The 19,225-nt window shown below is 65.0% G+C and carries 20 protein-coding genes; 15 read left to right on the forward strand and 5 right to left on the reverse strand.

All coding sequences use genetic code 11. The annotated features are described in order from the left end of the window. The first annotated feature begins 59 nt into the window (after window positions 1–59). From HMA55_RS07180 to HMA55_RS07200, 5 genes are all read left to right on the forward strand, one after another. Window positions 60–968, forward strand: coding sequence for a DUF808 domain-containing protein (locus tag HMA55_RS07180; RefSeq protein WP_181192381.1), 909 nt, complete (start codon window positions 60–62; stop codon window positions 966–968). A 21-nt stretch (window positions 969–989) separates the two neighbouring features. Further along, on the forward strand, window positions 990–2,036 hold the full coding sequence (locus HMA55_RS07185; RefSeq protein WP_181192382.1) for a hypothetical protein: 1,047 nt from the start codon (window positions 990–992) through the stop codon (window positions 2,034–2,036). A gap of 53 nt (window positions 2,037–2,089) precedes the next feature. After that, on the forward strand, window positions 2,090–2,509 hold the full coding sequence (locus HMA55_RS07190) for a cupin domain-containing protein (protein ID WP_181192383.1): 420 nt from the start codon (window positions 2,090–2,092) through the stop codon (window positions 2,507–2,509). Window positions 2,510–2,654: 145 nt separating this feature from the next. Further along, a complete protein-coding gene (locus HMA55_RS07195; RefSeq protein WP_181192384.1) occupies window positions 2,655–4,094 on the forward strand; it encodes a DUF4185 domain-containing protein in 1,440 nt (479 codons plus the stop codon). 49 nt (window positions 4,095–4,143) lie between these two features. Beyond that, window positions 4,144–5,589 (forward strand): DHA2 family efflux MFS transporter permease subunit, encoded by a 1,446-nt coding sequence (locus HMA55_RS07200; protein ID WP_257802459.1) that lies wholly within the window; start codon window positions 4,144–4,146, stop codon window positions 5,587–5,589. A gap of 10 nt (window positions 5,590–5,599) precedes the next feature. On the opposite strand, the gene HMA55_RS07205 is transcribed toward HMA55_RS07200, so the two are convergent. Beyond that, window positions 5,600–6,115, reverse strand: a complete 516-nt coding sequence (locus HMA55_RS07205; RefSeq protein WP_181192385.1) for a pyridoxamine 5'-phosphate oxidase family protein — start codon at window positions 6,113–6,115, stop codon at window positions 5,600–5,602. Window positions 6,116–6,184: 69 nt separating this feature from the next. On the opposite strand from HMA55_RS07205, the gene HMA55_RS07210 reads away from it, so the two are divergent. Continuing rightward, a complete protein-coding gene (locus HMA55_RS07210) occupies window positions 6,185–6,949 on the forward strand; it encodes a spermidine synthase (protein ID WP_235961838.1) in 765 nt (254 codons plus the stop codon). Here the strand turns inward: HMA55_RS07210 and HMA55_RS07215 are convergent. Continuing rightward, window positions 6,944–7,435 carry a 2'-5' RNA ligase family protein gene (locus HMA55_RS07215; RefSeq protein ID WP_181192386.1) on the reverse strand — a complete coding sequence of 164 codons (492 nt, stop codon included), beginning with the start codon at window positions 7,433–7,435 and terminating at the stop codon, window positions 6,944–6,946. The two genes, HMA55_RS07210 and HMA55_RS07215, sit on opposite strands and share 6 nt — an antisense overlap. Window positions 7,436–7,503: 68 nt before the next feature. Between HMA55_RS07215 and HMA55_RS07220 the strand changes: the two genes are divergently transcribed. Beyond that, window positions 7,504–7,707, forward strand: coding sequence for a hypothetical protein (locus HMA55_RS07220; protein ID WP_181192387.1), 204 nt, complete (start codon window positions 7,504–7,506; stop codon window positions 7,705–7,707). 3 nt (window positions 7,708–7,710) lie between these two features. Here HMA55_RS07220 and HMA55_RS07225 read toward each other — a convergent pair whose 3' ends face one another. Continuing rightward, window positions 7,711–10,014: an ATP-dependent DNA ligase gene (locus HMA55_RS07225; RefSeq protein WP_181192388.1), complete on the reverse strand. Its 2,304-nt coding sequence runs from the start codon at window positions 10,012–10,014 to the stop codon at window positions 7,711–7,713. A 35-nt stretch (window positions 10,015–10,049) separates the two neighbouring features. On the opposite strand from HMA55_RS07225, the gene ku reads away from it, so the two are divergent. After that, window positions 10,050–10,865 carry a non-homologous end joining protein Ku gene (gene ku, locus HMA55_RS07230; protein ID WP_181192389.1) on the forward strand — a complete coding sequence of 272 codons (816 nt, stop codon included), beginning with the start codon at window positions 10,050–10,052 and terminating at the stop codon, window positions 10,863–10,865. 7 nt (window positions 10,866–10,872) lie between these two features. Here ku and HMA55_RS11550 read toward each other — a convergent pair whose 3' ends face one another. Next, complete coding sequence (locus HMA55_RS11550) at window positions 10,873–11,196, reverse strand: DUF3072 domain-containing protein (protein WP_181192390.1); 324 nt, start codon at window positions 11,194–11,196, stop codon at window positions 10,873–10,875. A gap of 220 nt (window positions 11,197–11,416) precedes the next feature. On the opposite strand from HMA55_RS11550, the gene HMA55_RS07240 reads away from it, so the two are divergent. The 3 genes from HMA55_RS07240 to HMA55_RS07250 are packed head-to-tail and all read left to right on the forward strand — an operon-like array spanning window position 11,417 to window position 14,491. Next, entirely contained in the window at window positions 11,417–12,646 is a 1,230-nt protein-coding gene (locus tag HMA55_RS07240) for an ABC transporter substrate-binding protein (protein ID WP_181192391.1), read from the forward strand. Window positions 12,647–12,649: 3 nt separating this feature from the next. Continuing rightward, the gene (locus tag HMA55_RS07245; protein WP_181192392.1) at window positions 12,650–13,735 is read left to right on the forward strand and encodes a FecCD family ABC transporter permease; all 1,086 of its coding nucleotides are present in this window, start codon (window positions 12,650–12,652) and stop codon (window positions 13,733–13,735) included. 3 nt (window positions 13,736–13,738) lie between these two features. After that, a complete protein-coding gene (locus HMA55_RS07250) occupies window positions 13,739–14,491 on the forward strand; it encodes an ABC transporter ATP-binding protein (protein ID WP_181192393.1) in 753 nt (250 codons plus the stop codon). A gap of 27 nt (window positions 14,492–14,518) precedes the next feature. On the opposite strand, the gene HMA55_RS07255 is transcribed toward HMA55_RS07250, so the two are convergent. Continuing rightward, window positions 14,519–15,292 (reverse strand): MerR family transcriptional regulator, encoded by a 774-nt coding sequence (locus HMA55_RS07255; protein ID WP_181192394.1) that lies wholly within the window; start codon window positions 15,290–15,292, stop codon window positions 14,519–14,521. Between the two features lie 51 nt (window positions 15,293–15,343). On the opposite strand from HMA55_RS07255, the gene HMA55_RS07260 reads away from it, so the two are divergent. The 4 genes from HMA55_RS07260 (at window position 15,344) to HMA55_RS07275 (ending at window position 19,200) form a co-directional block, all read left to right on the forward strand. Then, window positions 15,344–15,838 (forward strand): DUF1707 SHOCT-like domain-containing protein, encoded by a 495-nt coding sequence (locus HMA55_RS07260; RefSeq protein WP_181192395.1) that lies wholly within the window; start codon window positions 15,344–15,346, stop codon window positions 15,836–15,838. Window positions 15,839–15,875: 37 nt separating this feature from the next. Then, window positions 15,876–16,973 carry a hypothetical protein gene (locus HMA55_RS07265; RefSeq protein ID WP_181192396.1) on the forward strand — a complete coding sequence of 366 codons (1,098 nt, stop codon included), beginning with the start codon at window positions 15,876–15,878 and terminating at the stop codon, window positions 16,971–16,973. A gap of 105 nt (window positions 16,974–17,078) precedes the next feature. After that, entirely contained in the window at window positions 17,079–18,599 is a 1,521-nt protein-coding gene (locus tag HMA55_RS07270) for an HNH endonuclease signature motif containing protein (RefSeq protein WP_181192397.1), read from the forward strand. A gap of 61 nt (window positions 18,600–18,660) precedes the next feature. Then, window positions 18,661–19,200, forward strand: coding sequence for a DUF488 domain-containing protein (locus tag HMA55_RS07275; RefSeq protein WP_181192398.1), 540 nt, complete (start codon window positions 18,661–18,663; stop codon window positions 19,198–19,200). The last annotated feature ends 25 nt before the right edge of the window (window positions 19,201–19,225 follow it).

Raw genomic sequence — 19,225 nt, forward strand, 5'->3', positions numbered from 1 at the left:
CATGTGCAGGATTGACCATATGATGGTCGCGTTCACAGCTCTTATTGGAAGGACCCCACATGGCCGGTGGCCTACTTGCTCTGCTTGACGACGTCGCGCTGATCGCGCGCACCGCCGCAGCGAGCGTCGATGACGTCGCCGGCATGACCGCGAAAACTTCCGCGAAAGCCGCGGGCGTGGTCATCGACGACGCTGCGGTGACCCCCCAGTACGTCTCCGGGGTGACCCCGGCCCGAGAACTGCCGATGATCTGGCGTATTACCAAGGGCTCACTGCGCAACAAGCTGCTTTTCATCCTCCCGATCGCACTGCTGCTGAACGCGTTTGCGCCGTGGGCGCTCACGCCGATCCTCATGCTGGGTGGCACGTATCTCGCCTTTGAAGGGGCGGAGAAGATCGCGCAGAAGTTCTCGTCCAACGCCGATGAGGACGCCGAAGAGGCCGCCAACAAGTCCGAGGAGGACGAGGACCACCTGGTCAACAGCGCGATCCGCACGGATCTGATTTTGTCGGCGGAGATCATGATCATCTCGCTCGACGAGGTGAAGGACCAGCCTGTGTGGATGGAAGCCGCCGTGCTCGTGGCTGTGGGCATCTTCATCACTATCGCGGTGTACGGGGCGGTGGGTCTTTTGGTGAAGATCGACGACATCGGCCGTGGCATGATTGAGCGTGGCAACGCCCCCGGGTTCGGCCGCGCGCTGGTGAAGGGGATGCCGTACGTGCTCAATGCCATCGGCATCGTCGGCACCGTGGCCATGCTGTGGGTGGGCGGCCACTTGATCGTCCGCGGTCTGGACGAGGTTGTCGGCTGGCACTGGCCGCACGACATCATTGCCAGGGGCCAGGAAACCGTTGGCGGCGGCGCGCTCGGCTGGCTGGTGGAGACCGGGATTTCGCTCACATTCGGCTTGATTGCCGGATTTATTGTCCTCGGTGTGGTGCAGCTGGTGAAGAAGGTGCGGTAGCGCCTGCCTACAATTCGCCTCATGGCAGCCAAGCAGTACCCACTCGCCCCCTCGACGTGGGGCACCGGCGTGGAAGTCCCGGTGGACCACGTCTCGCAGGCCGCCCTATTCACGGACTTTGCGGGACGTAGAGGCACCACGTACGTCGATGTGGTGTTGGAGGCCAACCCGTTGAACCGCTCGTGGCGTGTGCGCCGCCGCGGTCTCGGCGACCTCCCCGGCCCCGTCCTCGGCGAGGTGGCGCCTGAATGGCGCGCCCACTTCGCGGAAGTCGAGCGAGTGCACTCGTCTTTCCTGCAGCCTGCCACCGTGGCGGAAGTGAAGCTCAACCCGGAATCCGGCCGCTTCAACGTCCATGTGGTCTTGCCCGAGCCGCAGCTGGCAGTGCCGCGCAACAACGCGCCAGAGGACGCGGCCGTTTTGCGCGTCGGCGACATGCTCGTGGTGGATACCTCCGTCGGTGAGTTCGGAGCAGCCGAGCTAGAGGCACGCTCCCCCGGTCAGTGGTTTGTGGGACTGGTGCCTATGGACGGCGCTGCGCTCGTCACCCTCGACGGCCGCGTACTCGGCGCGGTGGCTGGCGAAGACGGGGAGGCCGCCCTCGCGTGGCTCGGAGGCTTCGCCCAGGGCGGATTGTGGGCACGGGCGGTGCTGCTCGACGGCATGGCGGCATTAGACGCCGCCCCACCCGACGAAGGCACCGACACGGTACCCGCACTGGCCGAGGCGCCGCAGCGCCGCCCGGAGCCGTGGCAACTCATCGAGTTTCCCGGCGGCGGGTGGGCGGTTACCGTGCAGCGCGATTTCGCCACCGACCCCCAAGACGAGGTCAAGCCGAAGCACACCGCGCGGTACGTTTCTCTCGGCGGCGGGGCACGCCCGGAGGAGCTCGGTGCCCCGACCGAGATGTTCGGCCGGATCGGCGCCGAGCAAGATCGGCCTGAACGACCAACCACCACGCCTGTGGTGGCGCAGCACGCCGACGAAAGCTTTCTCACCGAGGTGGAGAAGGTGCAGCTGAGGCGAAGGAACCGGGGGCGGAAGCGGGGCGGACGCCACCGTCGATAAGCAAAAGCTCCTAGGCTGGGTGACGTAGGAATTCCGAAGCTGAAGGAGATGTGATGGCAGACAAGGGACCGAACCCGTACGTTGTAAATATCGAGCAGGCAACGCTGGACAACGAGGCGTTCCGCGACACGCTGTGGACCGGCCCGAACCTCCAGCTGACGGTGATGACCATTCCGGTTGGCGGGGAGATCGGCGCAGAGATCCACGATGACCACGACCAGTTCCTCCGCCTCGAAGAAGGCGAGCTGCACGCGAAGATCGGCCCGTCCGAGGACGACCTCGAGGTCGACGAAGTGATCGCTGCTGATTGGGCCGCGTTCGTGCCGGCTGGCAAGTGGCACAATTTTGTCAACGAATCCGACGCCCCGGCGAAGCTGTACTCCATCTACGCCCCGGCGGAGCACGAGCCGGGCACCCGCCACGAAACCAAGGCGGATGCAGACAACGACCCGAACGAGACTGACGCGGTCTAGAACGCGCCAAGCAGTGCGCAGACTGCCCGGGAACGCCACAAACGTTCCCGGGCCGTTTTTATGGCCCGCCAAGGGGAAACTCAGGTGCTAAAGTGCCTGGAGGTTCTGAATTGTCATATCAACACTTGTCTAGAAGGCGAACCCCATGCGCAACTTCCTTCCCCTCCTCGGCACGGGCCTTGCTGGCGCGCTCGCGCTTTCCGTGGTGGCAGTGCCCGTCGCTACCGCCGAATCCAGCCTGAGCAGCTCGTCATTGTCGTCCTCGTCCGGCACCCCAGCGACCAAAACCGAGAAGAAGCCGTGGGTGCACGTGGAGCCGCCGAAGAAAACCGCTTCCCAGCCGGTGCGCATGCTCAACGGCACCACGATCCAGATCATGGACGACGTGTTGGGCAAATACTCCGCCCACACCGGCTTCCGCTCCGGCGACCTTGGTGCGATGGCCCCCATCAACAACGACGGCGAGTTCGCGATGATCTTCGGCGACTCCTTCCGCTGGGATTTCGGGCAGGGATGGATGAGCCCGGTCGGCGTGGTGGCGAAGATGGACGAGGACGGCTTCATCAAAATAGTCCGCCCCATCGACAACACGTCTGAGGTCAGCGACATGATCTCCTACCACCGCGTCAACAACAAGACGCTAATTCCCTCTGATGTGATCAACGTCGGCGGCGTTTTGTACATGCACGGCACCTGGCACGTGCCGTTCGGCACCGTGGTGTCGTCTCAGGTTTGGAAATCCACCGACCAAGGCAAGACTTGGACCTCTGTCGGCTCAGCACCGGGCGACTATCTCGGCGGCATGACTCAGCTGCTCACTTGGGATAAGGGTCCGGACGGATACATCTACATCATGTCCACCAAGTTTGGGCGCGAATCGCCCGTGTTTATGTTCCGCGCAAAACCCGAGAACATCGCTGATCCCGGCAAGTGGGAGGGCTTCAGCTCTGAAGGGTGGGGGAAGAACGCCGTGGCCATCTTGGACAAGAGTGTGCAGGCCGGCGAACTCAACCTGCGCTACATCGACGGCCACTGGGTACTTGCCATGTTCAACGAGAAAACGCTTGCGGTGGAGGTGCGCATCTCCGACAAGCTGGAGACGTCCTGGGAGGACGTCCCCGTTGCCACGATTGCGAAGAACGGCCCGTGGGGGAGGCCCCAAAGCCCTCTGAACTGGTCGCAGCCCTACGGCGGCTACATCGTTCCGGGCTCCCACCTCGACAACATGGACATTGTCATCTCCCAGTGGAACACCACGGACAACAGCCGCTACACAGCCACCCAGTTCAACGTGAAGGGCCTGGACAAGTTCTACGGCATCGACGCAGACGCCGTGCGCGAAGACGCAGTGGTCGAGGTGCTTGCGACGACTCCCGAGAGCACGCCCGACATGGATGCAGAGGACAACCTGGTCAAGGACAAGCCTGAGCTGTTCATGTCGTCTAGCAGCAGCGAGGCCAACTCCACGGCGCGCACCGTGGGCATCGTGCTCGGTGTTCTCGCAGGCATCGGTCTGCTCGGCGCGGCGACGTTGCCGCTCTACCGGGACATGCTGCCGCCGCAGATTCAGGCGCTGCTGCCCTAGTAGGCGCTCGCGCCCAACGGTGCAAGCGGCGCCCAGTATCATCTGACCGGTGCAGCAAACTCAGACTCGCTCGCCGTGGCCAGCCCTCTGGTCGATGATGCTGGGCTTTTTCATGATCCTGGTGGACTCCACCATCGTCTCGGTGGCGATCCCCTCGATTTCGGAAGGCCTGGGGGCGTCGTACAACCAGGTCATCTGGATCAACTCCGCCTACCTGCTGGCGTATGCGGTGCCGCTGTTGATCACCGGGCGCTTGGGCGACCGCTTCGGACCCCGCACGGTGTACCTGGCAGGCCTCGCGCTGTTTACTGCCTCATCCCTCGCGTGTGGTCTGGCTGACAGCTCCGCGGAACTGATCGCCGCCCGCGCCTTCCAGGGACTGGGCGGCGCGATGGTGACGCCGCAGACGATGTCGGTGATGATCCGCACGTTTTCCCCCAAGGAGCGCGGCGGAGCGATGGGCGTCTGGGGCGCCACGGCCGGCCTGGCCACGGTGACCGGGCCGCTGTTGGGCGGCGTGCTTGTCGACGCCTCCGGCTGGCCCTGGATCTTTTTCGTCAACGTCCCGGTGGGCATCCTCGGGCTCATCCTCGCCTGGGTCTACGTCCCGCGCCTGGAAAAGACCAACCGCCATTTCGACTGGATCGGCGTTGGGCTGAGCTCGGTGAGCATGTTCTGTCTCGTCTTCGGCATCCAGGAAGCGCAGAACTTCGAATGGGACTGGCGCGTGTGGGCCCTGCTTGCCGCAGGTGCGGCCACGATGATCGCCTTCATTCGCTGGCAGGCAACGCAAGGCACCAACGCGCTCGTGCCGCTCGCGCTGTTCAGCGACCGTAACTTCTCCCTCGCCGGCGCAACCATTTCCACGGTGGGGTTTGCCATCTCTACGTACATCATTCCCTGGATGATTTACGTGCAAACTGTGCAGGGGTTGACCCCGACCCGTGCGGCCCTGCTAGTCCTGCCGTCCGGTGTCGTCTCCGGCGTGCTTTCGCCGTTCGTCGGCAAGCTCACCAACAATTACGACCCGAAGCCGTTCGCCATCGCTGGCCTGACGCTCGCGGCGGCGTCGATGGCGGCCTCCGCAGCCATCACCACCCCCGAGGTGGACCCGAGGTGGATGTACGCCATCGCCGCCGTCTACGGCGTGGCTAACTCCATGATGTGGGGGCCTTTATCCATGATTGCGACCCGCAACCTCGACCCCCGGCTGGCCGGCGCGGGCTCTAGTGTGTACAACACCACCCGCCAGATCGGCGCGGTGATCGGCTCCGCCGCAATCGCCGCCATGATGTCTTCACAGTTGGCGGGCAAGCTCGGCACAGGTGCCGGCGGTTTGGCGGCGCCTGGGCAGGCCAACGGCCCACTGCCGGAGGAGTTGCACGTGCCGTTTGCAGAGGCGATGAGCAACTCCATCTGGCTACCCTGCGCCGTTATTGCGGCCGGCGCCGTCGCCGCTTGCTGTTTCCGCCGCACACAGTCCTGGAACGCTTGAGCGGCCGTTTCTAGCCGGCCGCCATGATGCGGATGCGCTCCCATTCCCCGTGTTCATCGCGCTGGTATGCCAGCCGGTCCGAATGCATCCTGTCGTCCCACAGGTGGAAGAACTCGAAGTGTTCCGGCTCAACGCGCCACAGGTTGAACCGGTCCCCGTCCACGACGCGGTGTGCGGTTCCCTTTACCCGCACCGCCCGGCGCAGGGGCTGCCACCAGAAGTTCAGTGCTGCGGCCCACGCGGCCTCCAGCTGGTGGACCTTGGCCGTGTTGGTTGCGGTGCCGAAGTGGAATCCGTCGGAGTCGAGGTGGAGCAGGTCCACAATCCGCGCGTCGGGCATCCCCTGGTCGTCCACCGTCGCAACCGTGACCGCGGTGACGTCCCGAATGCCGGCGTCGACCGCCTCTTTGAACCATTCAGCGAACATCACGTTGGGGTCGCGCTGCAGCGAGGTGAAATCAACCTCACCCAGCGAGGGCTGAGACTTTTCCAGCCCCGCAACGTAGTCCTGCGACAGGTAGATCATGCCGTGATCATATCAACCCCACCCACCCCCGACAGTGACTTCGGGTGCGATACCGGCCACACAACAGGTATGCATATTTCCATGGAGCACCACCGCGAGCGGAAACCACGCACGCCGAAGAAGCGCATCGAGGGGTCCTACCCCATCAGCACCGGTACCGCCACTATCGTGGCCGATCCGGAACGGGACGGGGCGTACATATTGGAGGTCAACCGGGTCCCGTCCTCCTACGTTGTCCCCGGCGCGCCTGAGGTGCTGGAGTACGACTATATGCGGTGGATCGCAGAATACATCGCTGCTTCGCGGCTTCCGGAGCCCTTCACTGCGGTGCACCTTGGCGCGGCCGGGTGCGCGCTGCCGAGCTACGTGCAACACCGGTGGCGCAGCCGCAATATCGCGGTGGAGCTTGACCGCGGTTTGGCCCGTCTCGTGCGCGACGCCTTCGACCCTCCAGTGGAGATAGCAGTTGCGGAGGCCCGCGCGTTTACGCACGCGCTCGACTCCGGATCGGTCGACGTGATCGTGCGCGACGTGTTCGCCGGCCCCGACACGCCCCGCCCACTGACCACCGTGGAGTTTTTCCGCGCTGCCCGCCGGGCGTTATCCCCCCGCGGGCTGTTTGTGGCCAACGTCGGTGACCGCGAGGGCCTGCCGCAGACTCGCGCCGAGCTCGCCGGGCTCAGCCAGGTGTTTGCGCATACCGCTGTCACCTACGTCGGCCGCGGCTACGGCAACGTGGTCATCGCCGCATCCGACCGTCCCCTGGCGGCGGGGAGGCAGTTGCCTATCGACGGCGCTTCGCCCCTCCACGACTCACCCCGGCCAACCTCATAACTCCAGCTCGGTTCCCAGGCCTGGCTGGTAAAACGCCGCGCGCTGCGCAGTGATCTCCTTGAAATGCGGGGAGGTGACTTCCTGCAACGCCGCGATGTAGTCGGGCACCACCGCCTTTGGTAGCCGAAGCCCCATGGTCAGGTGGGGGATCCATCGCTCGCCCCGCCCGTCGGGATTTGCGACGCTGACGGCGCGGGCCGCCCGCTCCAGCGCCTCCGGGGCTTCGAGGAGCCAGGCCACGGTCTGCTTCGATTTGGTGCCGAAGACGGCGACACCGGAGCGTCGTAAAGCTACTGGCAGCAGAGGGGGCAGCAGGTCCGTCGCCCGGGCGATTGCGCGGCGGTGCATGGTGGGCGCGAACGTCACCGAAATGTGCGGGCGCTGGTGTTGTTGCGGAAAGCCGCGCGCAGCAAGGTCCGCGTAGATGTCCCGGACAGCCTGTTCCTCAGCGTCGGGGAGGCGCAGCAGAATGTTCTCGGGCGACATTGCAGCGAGCGTACCCGGCATTGGGCGTACCATCGTGGCACTTGCCCATTAACGAAAGGAAGCTTCGCATGCAGAACGATCCCGCTAAGCCCGACTACACCACCCAGGGCAGCACGAATAAGCCCGTCGACCACGATGAGGACCAGTTCGCGCAGGACACCGGCTCGGCGCTGGGGTACGGCGAGGAGGCCGACAACTCGGCCGAAGAAGCCCGGCTGGATTACGACATCTCCGAGCGCGACGAAGCGCAGGACCCCACGCTGGAGGATTAGCCCCTAGACCTCCCAGCGCACCTCGCTGGGGTCTTTGTCATCGCGCCAGCCTCGCCACGAGGCCTGGCGCACTTTTTTGTCTGCGGTAGCGCCCGCGAGCTGCACCTCGGCCACGTACTTCGGGGTGACCCACCAGGCGTCGGTCGCGTCGCGGGTGGGAACCTCCACCGGCGGGGTCTTTCGCTGCACCCGTCGCAGCTTCGTGCCGATGTCCGCGAGCTGCGCGTTGGAAAAGCCCGTGCCCACGCGGCCCGCGTAGCGCAGCTCGCCTTCGGCATCCGGGACCGCAACGAGGAGCGAGGCTATGCCCCGCTTGCCCGTGCGCACGCCGACTACGACTACTTCCTGGTGGAGGGCGCGTTTGATCTTGAGCCATGCGGTGCTGCGCTGCCCCGGCTCGTACGGCGAGTCGGTGCGCTTGGCCACCACGCCCTCGAGCCCCAGCTGCTCGGCCGCGCCCCAGGCGTGGTCGAAGGCACCGCGGTAGGCGGGCGGGATGGCCACGTGCTCGGTTGCATTAAGCTCCTCCAGCAACCTGCGGCGGGTCTCCCAGGTCTCGGCCGTGAGGTCTCGCTCCCCCAGGCGCAGCAGGTCGAACACCATGTAGCGCAGGTCCGCCTCGATGCCGTTTTCGTCGGCCTTGTGCAGTAGGGAGAAGTCCGGCCTGCCGTCGGGGCTGAGGGCGACGAGTTCCCCGTCGACGGTACCGCCGTCGTGAAGCACGTGCTCGAGCTCCCCGAGGTGCGGAAACAGGTGGGTGTAGTCCTTGCCGCTCCGGCTGCGCAGGCGGACCTTTCCGTCTACGTCCGCGAGGATGCGGTAGCCGTCCCACTTCATCTCGAATGCGAACGTGGCGCCATCCTGCTGCTCGAGGGCCACGTCGCCGCGGGTGGCCGTGGTGGGAAGCATGGGCGACAGTGACACAGGCGGCACGGTCGGCACGGACGGCACGGGCGCGCTCGGCTGGTCGCGTGTGAGTTTGAGCAGCCAGTTTCGCTCGTCGGTGCGGATCAGCGCGAAGCGGCGCGGGATGCCGCCTAAACCGCCGCCCTCGCGGCCGTGGAGCACGGCGATGATTTCCCGGTCGCGCCATTTCTCAATCTCGCAGGTGCCGATGTCCCAGATCTTTACCGTCCCCGCGCCGTACTGGCCTTTGGGAATGGTGCCCTCGAATTCGGCGTATTCGACTGGGTGGTCCTCGGTCTGCACTGCCAGACGGTTCACGTCCGTTTCCAGTGGCGGGCCCTTCGGTACCGCCCAGGACACCAGCACGCGATCGTGCTCGAGGCGGAAATCCCAGTGCAGGTGGGACGCGTCGTGCTCGCCGATGACGAAGATGGGCGCGCCTTCCCGCGGGCTTGGTGCGGCGTCCGGCACGGGCTCGCCGGTTTTGTCCTTGTCGCGCATCGAGCGGTAGGTGGCCAGCCGGTCCTCGCCCGGCGCGCCCAGCACGGCGATCGGGTCGAGGCCGCGCTCGACGCGGGCGATGACCTCCTCGAACTCGAGCTGGCGCAGCCCCGGGTCCTGGATTTCCTCCCACGTGCGCGGCGCGGCCACGGTAGGGCGTTCGCGGCCGCGCAGCGAGTAGGGGCAGATAGTGGTCTTCTTCCCGTTGTTTTGGCTCCAGTCCAAAAAGACCCTGCCCTTGCGCTCCGCTTTCGCCATGGTGGCGGTGACCCGGTCCGGGTGGGCCCGCTCCAGGTGCTGGGCCAGGGTTTTGGCCACTTTGGTCACCGCGTCGGCGTCGCTGGTGCCGTCCAGTCCCGCGTAGAGGTGGATACCCTTCGAGCCGGAGGTCACGGGCACACAGGTCAGCCCCATGTCTTCGAGGATTTCGCGGCACCACGCCGCCACCTCAGCGGTGGCTGCGAGCTCGACGCCGGGGCCTGGGTCCAGGTCCAGCACCAGGCGATCCGGGTGTTGGGGTTTGCCGTCCGCGCCGAAGCGCCACTGCGGGGTGTGCAGCTCTAAGGCCGCGACTTGGGCAAGCCACGCGAGGGTGGCGGAGCCGTCGATAAGCGGGTACGCGTTGACGCTGGTGGTGTGCTGGATGGTGGCCGTGGGGATCCACTCGGGCGCAAAATCCTCCAGGTCTTTGCGGAAGAAGCTTTGCTTCTCGACGCCTTCCGGCCACCGCTTCCTCGTCACCGGCCGCCGCTTTGCCTGTGGGACGAGCACGCCTGCCACCGCCTGGTAGTAGCGCACGACGTCGGCCTTTGTGGTGCCGGTGGCTGGGTAAATCACCTTGTCTAAGTTGCTCACGGTGAGCTCACGGCCGCCGACGCGGACCTTCTGGTCGTTCGCCATGGCCCCACAATAGAGGCGTGCGTAGAGTGTGGCGCATGCGCGCAATCTGGTCTGGCTCAGTCACCTTCGGCCTCGTCAACGTCCCCGTCAAGGCGTTCGGGGCGACCGAAGACCACGATTTGTCCTTCCACCAAGTCCACGACAAGGACGGCGGGCGGATCCACTACGAGCGGCGTTGCGAGGTCTGCGGGGAGAAAGTGGAGTACAAGCACATCGACAAAGCCTTCGAAGAAGACGGCGACACGGTGGTGCTCACAGACGACGACTTCGCCTCACTTCCCGAGGCCGACAACGACGAAATCGAGGTCGTCCAGTTCGTCCCCTCCGACCAGATCGACCCGCTCATGCTGGAGAAGTCCTACTACCTGGCGCCGGAGGGCAAGACGCCGAAGTCGTACTTGCTGCTGCGCCAAACGCTCGCAGACTCGGACCTGATCGCGGTGGTCCGTTTCGCGTTGCGGCAAAAGACCAGGTTGGGCGTGCTTCGGGTGGTGAACAAGGTCATCGTGCTGCAGGGGCTGATGTGGGCCGACGAGGTGCGTGAACTGGACTTCGACGGCGAGTTCAAGGGCACCAAGTCCCGCGCGAAAATTGGCGACAAAGAGCTGAAGCTGTCCAAACAGCTCGTGGAATCCTACGCCTCTGACTTCACGCCGGACGAGTTCCACGACGACTACCAGGCGGAACTGCGCAAGCTCATCGACGCCAAGTTCGAGCAGGGCGACACGCTGGACACCGACGCCACCTTCGGGGAGGAGGGCAACTCCGACGAGGACGGCGACGACGACAACGTGGTGGATCTCATGGAGGCGCTCAAGGCGTCGCTGGACAAGCGCGGCAAGAGCGCCTAGCTGGGTTTTAATTACCCGTGATCTTCTTCAGCCGGTCGATCTGCTCGGACGCCTCGGCTTTGGTCAGGTTCGCCGGGATCTGCTCCCCCGCCTGCTTGGCCAGGGCGTCGATGTAGGACTTCTGCGCCTCCGTCGCCGGATCATCGCCTGATACCCAGTCGGACGGGTCCTTCTCCAGGTTGCCGTCCTGGGCGTCGCCGGTCGCTCCGAGCATCTCCTGCCCGTCGACTTGCGGGGCCGGCTCGTTGGCGGGCGGCGCTTGGTCGTACTCTGGGTCGAACGGTGGCTCCTGCGCAACCTGGTTGCGGGGATCATTCTCTGGAGTGGTCATGGTTTCCTCCTTCTGTGTCGACGTCCGCGGGCGCGGGACGCGAAAGTGACGCCATCGTACCCAAAAACTGGGGCCGCCTTTCCGCCGATACACGCTGCTTGCGCCGTGGCTGCGCCACCCCCACCGCAACCCCTTCTTGACTACAGCTTAGGCTTACCTTACATTCGCAGTCAATCCTATAACTTAGCTCAGGCTAACTCGATGAATAAAGGGGAAAGTTGTGAAGCTTTCACACCGCATTGGCGTCTTCGGCGTCGCAGTTGCAACCGCGCTCGGTTTGACCGCGTGCGCTGACAACGGCGGCGATGCGGACACGACACACGTGAGCACCTCCGAAGCAGCGTCCTCGCAGTCCGGAACCTCGCAGACTCAGGCCGCAGACGGCGCCGTCACCGTGACCGACGCCGCTGGGCGCACGCTGCAGTTCGACGAGCTGCCGGAGCGCATCGTGCTGGCGGAGGGACGCGCCGCCTACGCTACTGCCCTGCTGCAGGACGAGCCGCTGCGCAACGTCGTGGCGTACGGCCAGGACTTGGAAAAGGCGGCCGGCGCGTTCCGCGACAAACTCTTCGAGCTGCAGCCCGAGGCCAAGGACATGCCCACCATCGGCATGATCCAAAAGGGCGACGTCACGGTTGAGAACCTGCTGGCACAACGGCCGGACGTAGTGATCATGACGCTGGACCAGAAAAAGGCGGTGGAGGAAAGCGGGTTCCTCTCCGACATGGACGCCGCCGGACTGAAGTACGCATTCATTGATTTCCGCCAGAAGCCGCTGGAAAACACCACGGTTTCCATGCAGCTCTTGGGCGACCTGCTGGGCCAGAGCGAGCGCGCAGAGCAATACAACGAGTTCTACAACGCAAAGGTCAAGGAGATCACCGACCGGGTCGCCGACACCACCGACCGGCCCAACGTGCTCATCTGGATGGCCGCTGGATTCAACGACTGCTGCGCCGTCGCGGGCGATTCCAACCTGGGCACGCTGGTCACCGCCGCCGGCGGACACAACCTCGGCCCTGAGGTGCTGGGCGCAGAGAACACGACGATCACGGCGGAAAAGCTCATCGAGCTCAACCCGGACAAGCTCATCGTCACCGGCGGCGAGTGGGCGCGCGACCCGAACCGCACAGATGCCATCCGCCACGTGGAGCTGGGATACCAGTCCAGCCCAGAGCTGGCGTTGCAGACCTGCGACGGCCCGCTCAGCCAGGCCGGCATGGATCAGCTCGACGCGACCAAGACCGGCAACTACTTCGCTGTCTACCACCAGTTCTACGACAACCCCTACAACGTCTTCGCGCTCGAAGCGTTTGCGAAGTGGATCCACCCGGAGCAGTTCGCAGACCTCAACCCCACCCAGGACTTCAAGGACTTTCACAAGGAATGGCTGCCCTTTGATTACAGCGGCGCATTCTTCATCGACCCGGCTAACCCGGAGGAAAGCTAAAACATGACGACAAAGGTATCCGCGGAACCTGGAGTGGCTGTGGATGTTCGCCAAGCCGCAATCGACAGCTACCGCCGGCGTGGGCGCAAGAAGGCGTTCGCGATCGTCGGGCTCACCGCCGCGGCTGCCGCAAGCTTTCTCATCGCCGTCATCGTCGGCCCACTCGACATCTCGGTAGCAGACGTTGTGAACGCTGTGTTCCGCCCGGAGCAGGTGGACGAAGAAACCCGCGTGGTGATCCGGAATCTGCGCCTCCCGGCGGCCGTCATGGCGGTGCTGTGCGGCGCGGCCCTTGGCCTGGCCGGCGGGCAAATGCAGACCATTTTGGACAACCCGCTGGCCGAGCCATTCACGCTCGGGATCTCCGCCGCCGCCGCATTCGGCGCGGCGGTGTCCATCGTCATGGGCTGGACGCTCATTGCAAACCCGCAATTCAACCTTGCGCTCATGGCCGCGCTGGCCGCATTGATCGCGGTAGGCATCGTCGCCAGCGCATCCGTATGGCGTGGCGCCACCGCGGAATCAATGATCCTGCTCGGCATCGCACTGTCCTTCTTCTTCCAGGCCCTGCTGTCGCTGCTGCAGTACGGCGCCAACGTGGAAGCCCTCCAGCAAATCGTCTTCTGGACTATGGGCTCCATGCAGCGCGCGAACTGGACCGCCAACATCATCCTGGCCATCGTGCTGGCTGCAGCGATCCCGTTCTGCGTCGCCAACGTATGGCGGCTCACCGCGTTGCGCCTTGGCGACGACCGCGCGGCCGCCCTCGGCATCGACGTCAAGCGCCTGCGTCTGTCTACCCTGCTGGTCGCGTCGTTCCTCGCCGCCGCCTCTGTGGCGTTCACCGGCATCATCGGGTTCATCGGGCTCGTCGGCCCCCACATCGCGCGAATGCTCGTCGGCGAGGATCAGAAGTTCTTCCTCCCCGCCGCCGCGGCCGCTGGAGCCATGCTGTTGAGTTTGGCCTACGCCGTGTCCCTGTCCATCATTCCCGGTGTAGCGATCCCGATCGGCATCGTCACCTCGCTGGTCGGCGTACCGTTTTTCGTCTTCCTCATCTTCACCCGGGCCCGCCGAAGGAGTGCGTAAACCGTGACGATTCGCGCCGATAACCTTACCGTTTCCTACGGCCGGGTCACCATCTTGCACTCGCTGTCGTTCGGACCCCTCGAGCCAGGAAACGTCGTCGGCCTCATCGGGCCGAACGCGGCCGGCAAGTCCACGCTGGTTAAAACCATTGCTGGGATTAAGGAGCCCGCTGAGGGGTCCGTGACGCTCAGCGTCGACGGCGCGGAGCTCGTCGGCAAGCAGAAAGTACAAGCCGTCGGCTACGTCCCCCAGGACCTGCTCAGCAGCGCGTCGCTGACCGCGTTCGAGTCCATCATGGTGTCCGCGCGCCGCCGAGGGGACGCGACGTGGAATCCGCTTGAACGCAGCGCCACCGTGATGGAGCGCCTGGGTATTACGCACCTCGCGGGCCGTCTCGTGTCCGACATGTCCGGCGGACAGCGCCAGCTCGTCGCCATGGCGCAGATGCTCGTACGCGAGCCCGACATCATGCTTCTCGACGAACCCACCTCCGCCCTCGACCTGCGCCACCAAGTGGAATTGCTGCAGATCATTCGCGATGAGGTGCGCGGCTCGAACCGGTTGGCCCTTGTTGCCATCCACGACCTGAACCTGGCCGCGCGCTACTGCGACGAGCTGCTCGTGCTCAAAGCGGGCCACGTGGTCGCCCACGACACCCCGCACGCGGTGCTGCAACCCGACCTGCTGGAGGAGGTCTACGGCATCCGTGCACGCGTGCTCGACGACGCAGGCGTACCGGTGGTGTGCCCGGTGTAGCTGCTGCGGGCGGAGGTTGGCGCTTCCCTAGCCCCACCGCGGGTTGTCCACGTCCACGCCCTCGGCCTTGGCGTGGGCCGTCACCAGCTCGAGCAGGTAGTCCTGCGCGCCGTTGTAAGCCTCGTGGAAGCGGGGGTCGCCGACGTACATTCGCGCGAGGATGAGTTGGCGGGCCGGAGTCACGTCGTACCACTGCGCGATGCTGGCACGGTGGCGCTCCACCAGCGCATCGGCGTCCTCGGAACCCGGAGCAACCCCGGCGTCGCGGGCGGCGACCAGGTCCGCGGCGAGCGACTCCTGTTCTTCCTGCAGGCGTTGAAATTCGCCCTCGCCCATCTGCGCGAGCTTCTCCTGGGACTGGGCCCACTCTGCTGGGTCGCCCCAGCGCAGCTCGGCTTCGTCCTGGTAGGCGGGCATGTCTTCGCCGAGGTACTTCTTCATTGCGTCCATGTCAATGGATCCTTTCGTTGCTTGTTGGATGAGGGCCTGAACAGATGCGAGTTGGGTGTCCAGCGTGCGACGTCGAGAAGCGAGGGCTTGCTGGTGGTGTGTGAGGGCGCGGGCGAGGGTGGCACCGGAGGCGTCGATAAGCGTGGCGATCTGCGCAAGAGGCACGCCTACGCCGCGGTAGAGCGCAATCGCCGCGCCGCGCTCGAGGTCCGCTTCCGTGTAGATGCGGTGATCCGCCCAGGTGCGGGCTGGTGCGATAAGGCCGAGCGCCTCCCAGTGGCGCAACGCCTTCGTGGACACGCCGAGGGCCTCGGCCGCCTCGCCGATCGTGTACTCGTTACCATCTGCCATGATTGCGATTGAACAGCTTGCCGCAAGGGCAAGCGCAAGTTGGGAGCAATAATGGACGAAATCCGCGTCGGCGACGCCGAGCGTTCGGACGCGCTGGACCGGCTGGGCACGCTGTTCGCGGACGGCTACCTGGATGTGGGAGAGTTCGAAGAACGCACAGGTCAGGCCGCGGTAGCGCGCACACGTGGGGAGCTTTCAGTGCTTTTCGACGACCTCCCGGCCGACCCCGTCGCGCTGGAGCAGCGCACCCCACCCGAGGTCGAGCTGGAGGAGAAACTCGCGGCCAAGAAGAAGATGGACCGGGCCCAGGTAATCACGGGTGTGGCGGGTGCGGCCGCGTTCTTTGTGCTGCAGATGGGGCTCGACCTCGATTACGCGTGGGTGGTGTGGCCCATAACCGGCCTGCTGATGATCGCCTGGTACGCCGTCTTCGACATCTCCGACGAGGAGGACGACGTGCTTGAGGAGCTGCTGGAGAAGGACAGGGCTGAGCGTGCGGAGCGTTTGAAGCTGGCTGCCGAGCGGCGCAAGGAGCTTGGGAAATAAGCGGGTGCCCGCCGCGCGGCGCAGTTAAAATTGGCCCATGACGTTGCGACGCGCGGTGGCGCTCTGTGTTGTTGGTTGTGTAAGCATGCTCGCTGGCTGCGCAGGGGGTGATGCGCGCGAGACCGTGGTGGTCACCTCGACGCAGTGGGTGGATCCGGATTCCGGAGAGGCCGTAGCGCAGGGGCCCGACGCGAATGATGAGGGAGATGCTGCGGGTGGCCAAGCGGAGCACGTCGATTGGCAAAGCGCCTACGAAGAGGTGCTCTCCCACCCCGGTGACTATCCGGTGAATTCCGCGGCGCAGTACACGCCCGACGGCACGTACCAATACGCGCTGGTGGAGGCTACCGGCGGCGGCGCGCCTGAGCTCCTCCTCGCGGTGGGAGGCAGCGACACCTCGCCCGTGATCGTGTTCACCGTGGAGGACGGGAAGGCGCGCGCGTCCACGGACGTGCTCATGATGGGCGCGCCCGGCAACGGCGCGGGGCGGTTGGCCGTGTGGGCGTCCGCTGGTGGCCGGGGTGTCTATCAGATCAGCGGCTCCGCGCGCAGCCCTGAATCGGTGTCTGAGCTGTTCACGTTGGACGGTACGTCGCTACGCGGCGGCGCGCAGGAGACGTTCCCGAGCGACGGCCAGCTGCCCGACCACCAGCTCATCGAGTGGATTCCGGTGAGCGACACACGGCCGCTTCACGACGGCACGCTCACGGTCCTCAACGTCTCCGGCGCCCGTGCTGGCGCGTCGGAAACACCCGCCGGCGCCGGGCAGGTTGAGTTCGTGGGCAATGTCGTGCGCAAGACCGGCGAAGAACTCATGGCGCCGCGCGGGCTGGGTATGCCAAATGGCCAGGACCCGCAGAGCGAATACTTTCTTCTCTGGTTGGACCAGCCAATGTCGGTGACGGGCAAGAAGGACATCAGCACCGAAACCAAGCAGATCGAGTACGTCACCCTCGGCAGCCGCGAGTACTGGCCGAGCGGTCCGCGCGAGACCCACGCTGAGTGGGAGCAGTACGTCGGCAAACGCATGAGGTTCGTGAAAGACAAGGATGACGTTTATTTTCCCTCCGACACGACCATGCCTCTCGGCTCCACATGGATGGGCGATGCGGCCACATTCGACGTGCTAAATTAGCCACTTTCGAACATTTGTTCCCCTCTTGACTGGCCGTGTCGGACGCGTTGTTAGATTGAGTTCATCACTTTCGAATAACCGCGCTTCATCGTGGAAGGAGGGGCTATGACCAGCGAGATCACCAAGTGTGTCGCCGAGATCTCTTCGGCGCTGCGGCGCTTGAGCGAGCTATTCACTGACCCCTCCACCCTCGCGTTCGAGGACGTGCGGCACGACATGGAGCGCTTGGAGGAGCAGTGTAAAAAGAAGGCGGCTATCGACGCAGCATTCGCCTTCATCGCCGACCGGGACGATGCCGGACGCGTCGTCGGAGCCAACTACCCGAACGCGTACCTGCAGCAGTGCCTGGACCTGTCCAAAGGTGAGGCGTACAACCGGCTCGAGCGCGGCCGGCTGCTCTACGGGCCGCCACCGGAGCCCACCCCTCCTTCCGAGGATGAGACCGAGGACCTGTTCGATGTGGCCGGGGATGATGCCGAGGCCGCTGCGGAGGCTGCAGCCGAGGAGGAACGCGCACGCCAGAGGAAGGCGCGTGAAAACTCCTCGAAGGTCAGCGCCGAGAAGCAAGATATTATCCGCCGTGAGCTGGACAAACTGCTCAAGGCAGCAACCAGCGAGCGCACCCGTATTTACGCCGAGGCCATGGAGGAAGCACTTAACCGCAGCCCCGAGGACTTGCGCCTGTTCGTGCGCAAGGCGGTGGACGCGGCAAACCGGAAGCACGCGCCCCACTCCAACCCGAATGCAGGGTTTGAGAAGAGGAGCGCGACCTTTGGCCGTCGAAAGGCAGACGGCACCGTGGACATCCACATCAACGCCACCGCCGGCCACGCCGCGTTGATGAAGGCGCACATGGACAAGGGTCTCGCACCGAACTCGAACCTGCCGGAGGAGCTGCAGGGCGAAGTGGATCCACGCACGCCGCAGCAGCGCCGCTTCGACCAGTTCTTCGCCATCTTCGAGCAGTACGAGCAGGAATGCCAGAAGGCGAACGGCGGGGCGGCGTCCGTCGTGCTCGCGCTGACACTGGACGACCTCGCAGACGGCGACGCGGCCATGCTCTATGACACGAACGCGGGCATCGAGGTGGACTGCTTCGACCTGGTGCGCCTGGGCATGAACGGAACGACCGACTTCTTGCTACAGGTCGACGGCGTCACCTCCGTGCCGTTGTGGATGGGGCGGACCAGCCGGCTGGCATCGGTGGAGCAGCGCATCGCCATGTTCGCGGTGCAAGGCGTGTGTTCCTGGCTCGGATGCACCGCGGCAATGTCGGAGTGCGAGGCCCACCACATCCTCGCGTGGATCAAGGGCGGCGCCACCGACATCGAGAACCTCACCGGGCTGTGCCGCGAGCATCACAGGTGCAACAACGACCACAGGGACGGCTCCTTTAACAAGGGGTACATGGATTTCGACCCACAAACAGGCAGGTCAGGGTTCCGAAGGCGCCCTGACGACCCGATGAAGTTCAACCAATCTGTCCCGGCGAAACATTCCGCCGTGAGCAGGATTTACGCGGCCAAGGGCAGGTGCGAATGCGCGAGACACCCCTGGCACGACCCTGCCTTTTACCCGCCCGACCATCCTCCGATGAAGGATTCCTGGAGCCCGATGCGGGTGTGACAACCCATGCTGTCCTGTCAGCTCGCGCTGTGCTGTGCCGCCGGCGCGTAGCGTCGTTTGCATGAGAATTTTTACCGTGGGCCACTCCAGCCTGGAATTTGACGACTTTGCGCAAATGATCAGCGCCGCCGGTGTGGAATCCATCGTGGATGTGCGGAAACTACCCGGGTCTAAGAAGTACCCCTGGTTCAACGACGACTACCTCGCCGCGCACCTGCCCGAGCACGGCATCGCGTACAGCCGAAACGAGGGGCTGACCGGGCGCCGCAACGTCTCGCGCACCGTGCCCTTCGAGGTCAACGGAAACTGGCGCAACCGCAGCTTCCACAACTACGCCGACCATGCCCTCGGCGAGGAGTTCGCCGACGCACTCGCCGAACTTCGCGACCACGCCGCCGAAACCCCCACCGCCGTCATGTGCTCCGAGGCGGTGTGGTGGCGCTGCCACCGGCGCATCATCGCCGACCACCTGCTGGCCCGCGGGGATGAGGTGTTGCATGTGATGGGGATGGGGGCCGAAGGTGCGTCGATAAGTGAGGCGACACTCAACGACGGCGCCGTGGTCGGCGACGACCTCCTTGTGCGCTACCCAGAAACATAAAATTCACCTGGACGAAACCTTGCGG

Origin of the sequence: Corynebacterium wankanglinii, from assembly GCF_013601005.1 — a bacterium.
GTDB classification, from domain to species: domain Bacteria; phylum Actinomycetota; class Actinomycetes; order Mycobacteriales; family Mycobacteriaceae; genus Corynebacterium; species Corynebacterium wankanglinii.

Excerpts from the sequence above, each read along its gene's own strand:
- HMA55_RS07210 (WP_235961838.1), top strand. The coding sequence starts at position 6,185 with ATGCATATTTCCATGGAGCACCACCGCGAGCGGAAACCACGCACGCCG.
- HMA55_RS07195 (WP_181192384.1), top strand. The coding sequence starts at position 2,655 with ATGCGCAACTTCCTTCCCCTCCTCGGCACGGGCCTTGCTGGCGCGCTC.
- HMA55_RS07185 (WP_181192382.1), top strand. The coding sequence starts at position 990 with ATGGCAGCCAAGCAGTACCCACTCGCCCCCTCGACGTGGGGCACCGGC.
- HMA55_RS07245 (WP_181192392.1), top strand. The coding sequence starts at position 12,650 with ATGACGACAAAGGTATCCGCGGAACCTGGAGTGGCTGTGGATGTTCGC.
- HMA55_RS07215 (WP_181192386.1), bottom strand. The coding sequence starts at position 7,435 with ATGTCGCCCGAGAACATTCTGCTGCGCCTCCCCGACGCTGAGGAACAG.
- HMA55_RS07260 (WP_181192395.1), top strand. The coding sequence starts at position 15,344 with ATGGACGAAATCCGCGTCGGCGACGCCGAGCGTTCGGACGCGCTGGAC.
- ku (WP_181192389.1), top strand. The coding sequence starts at position 10,050 with ATGCGCGCAATCTGGTCTGGCTCAGTCACCTTCGGCCTCGTCAACGTC.
- HMA55_RS07225 (WP_181192388.1), bottom strand. The coding sequence starts at position 10,014 with ATGGCGAACGACCAGAAGGTCCGCGTCGGCGGCCGTGAGCTCACCGTG.
- HMA55_RS07205 (WP_181192385.1), bottom strand. The coding sequence starts at position 6,115 with ATGATCTACCTGTCGCAGGACTACGTTGCGGGGCTGGAAAAGTCTCAG.
- HMA55_RS07180 (WP_181192381.1), top strand. The coding sequence starts at position 60 with ATGGCCGGTGGCCTACTTGCTCTGCTTGACGACGTCGCGCTGATCGCG.
- HMA55_RS07275 (WP_181192398.1), top strand. The coding sequence starts at position 18,661 with ATGAGAATTTTTACCGTGGGCCACTCCAGCCTGGAATTTGACGACTTT.
- HMA55_RS11550 (WP_181192390.1), bottom strand. The coding sequence starts at position 11,196 with ATGACCACTCCAGAGAATGATCCCCGCAACCAGGTTGCGCAGGAGCCA.
- HMA55_RS07220 (WP_181192387.1), top strand. The coding sequence starts at position 7,504 with ATGCAGAACGATCCCGCTAAGCCCGACTACACCACCCAGGGCAGCACG.
- HMA55_RS07265 (WP_181192396.1), top strand. The coding sequence starts at position 15,876 with ATGACGTTGCGACGCGCGGTGGCGCTCTGTGTTGTTGGTTGTGTAAGC.
- HMA55_RS07190 (WP_181192383.1), top strand. The coding sequence starts at position 2,090 with ATGGCAGACAAGGGACCGAACCCGTACGTTGTAAATATCGAGCAGGCA.
- HMA55_RS07255 (WP_181192394.1), bottom strand. The coding sequence starts at position 15,292 with ATGGCAGATGGTAACGAGTACACGATCGGCGAGGCGGCCGAGGCCCTC.
- HMA55_RS07270 (WP_181192397.1), top strand. The coding sequence starts at position 17,079 with ATGACCAGCGAGATCACCAAGTGTGTCGCCGAGATCTCTTCGGCGCTG.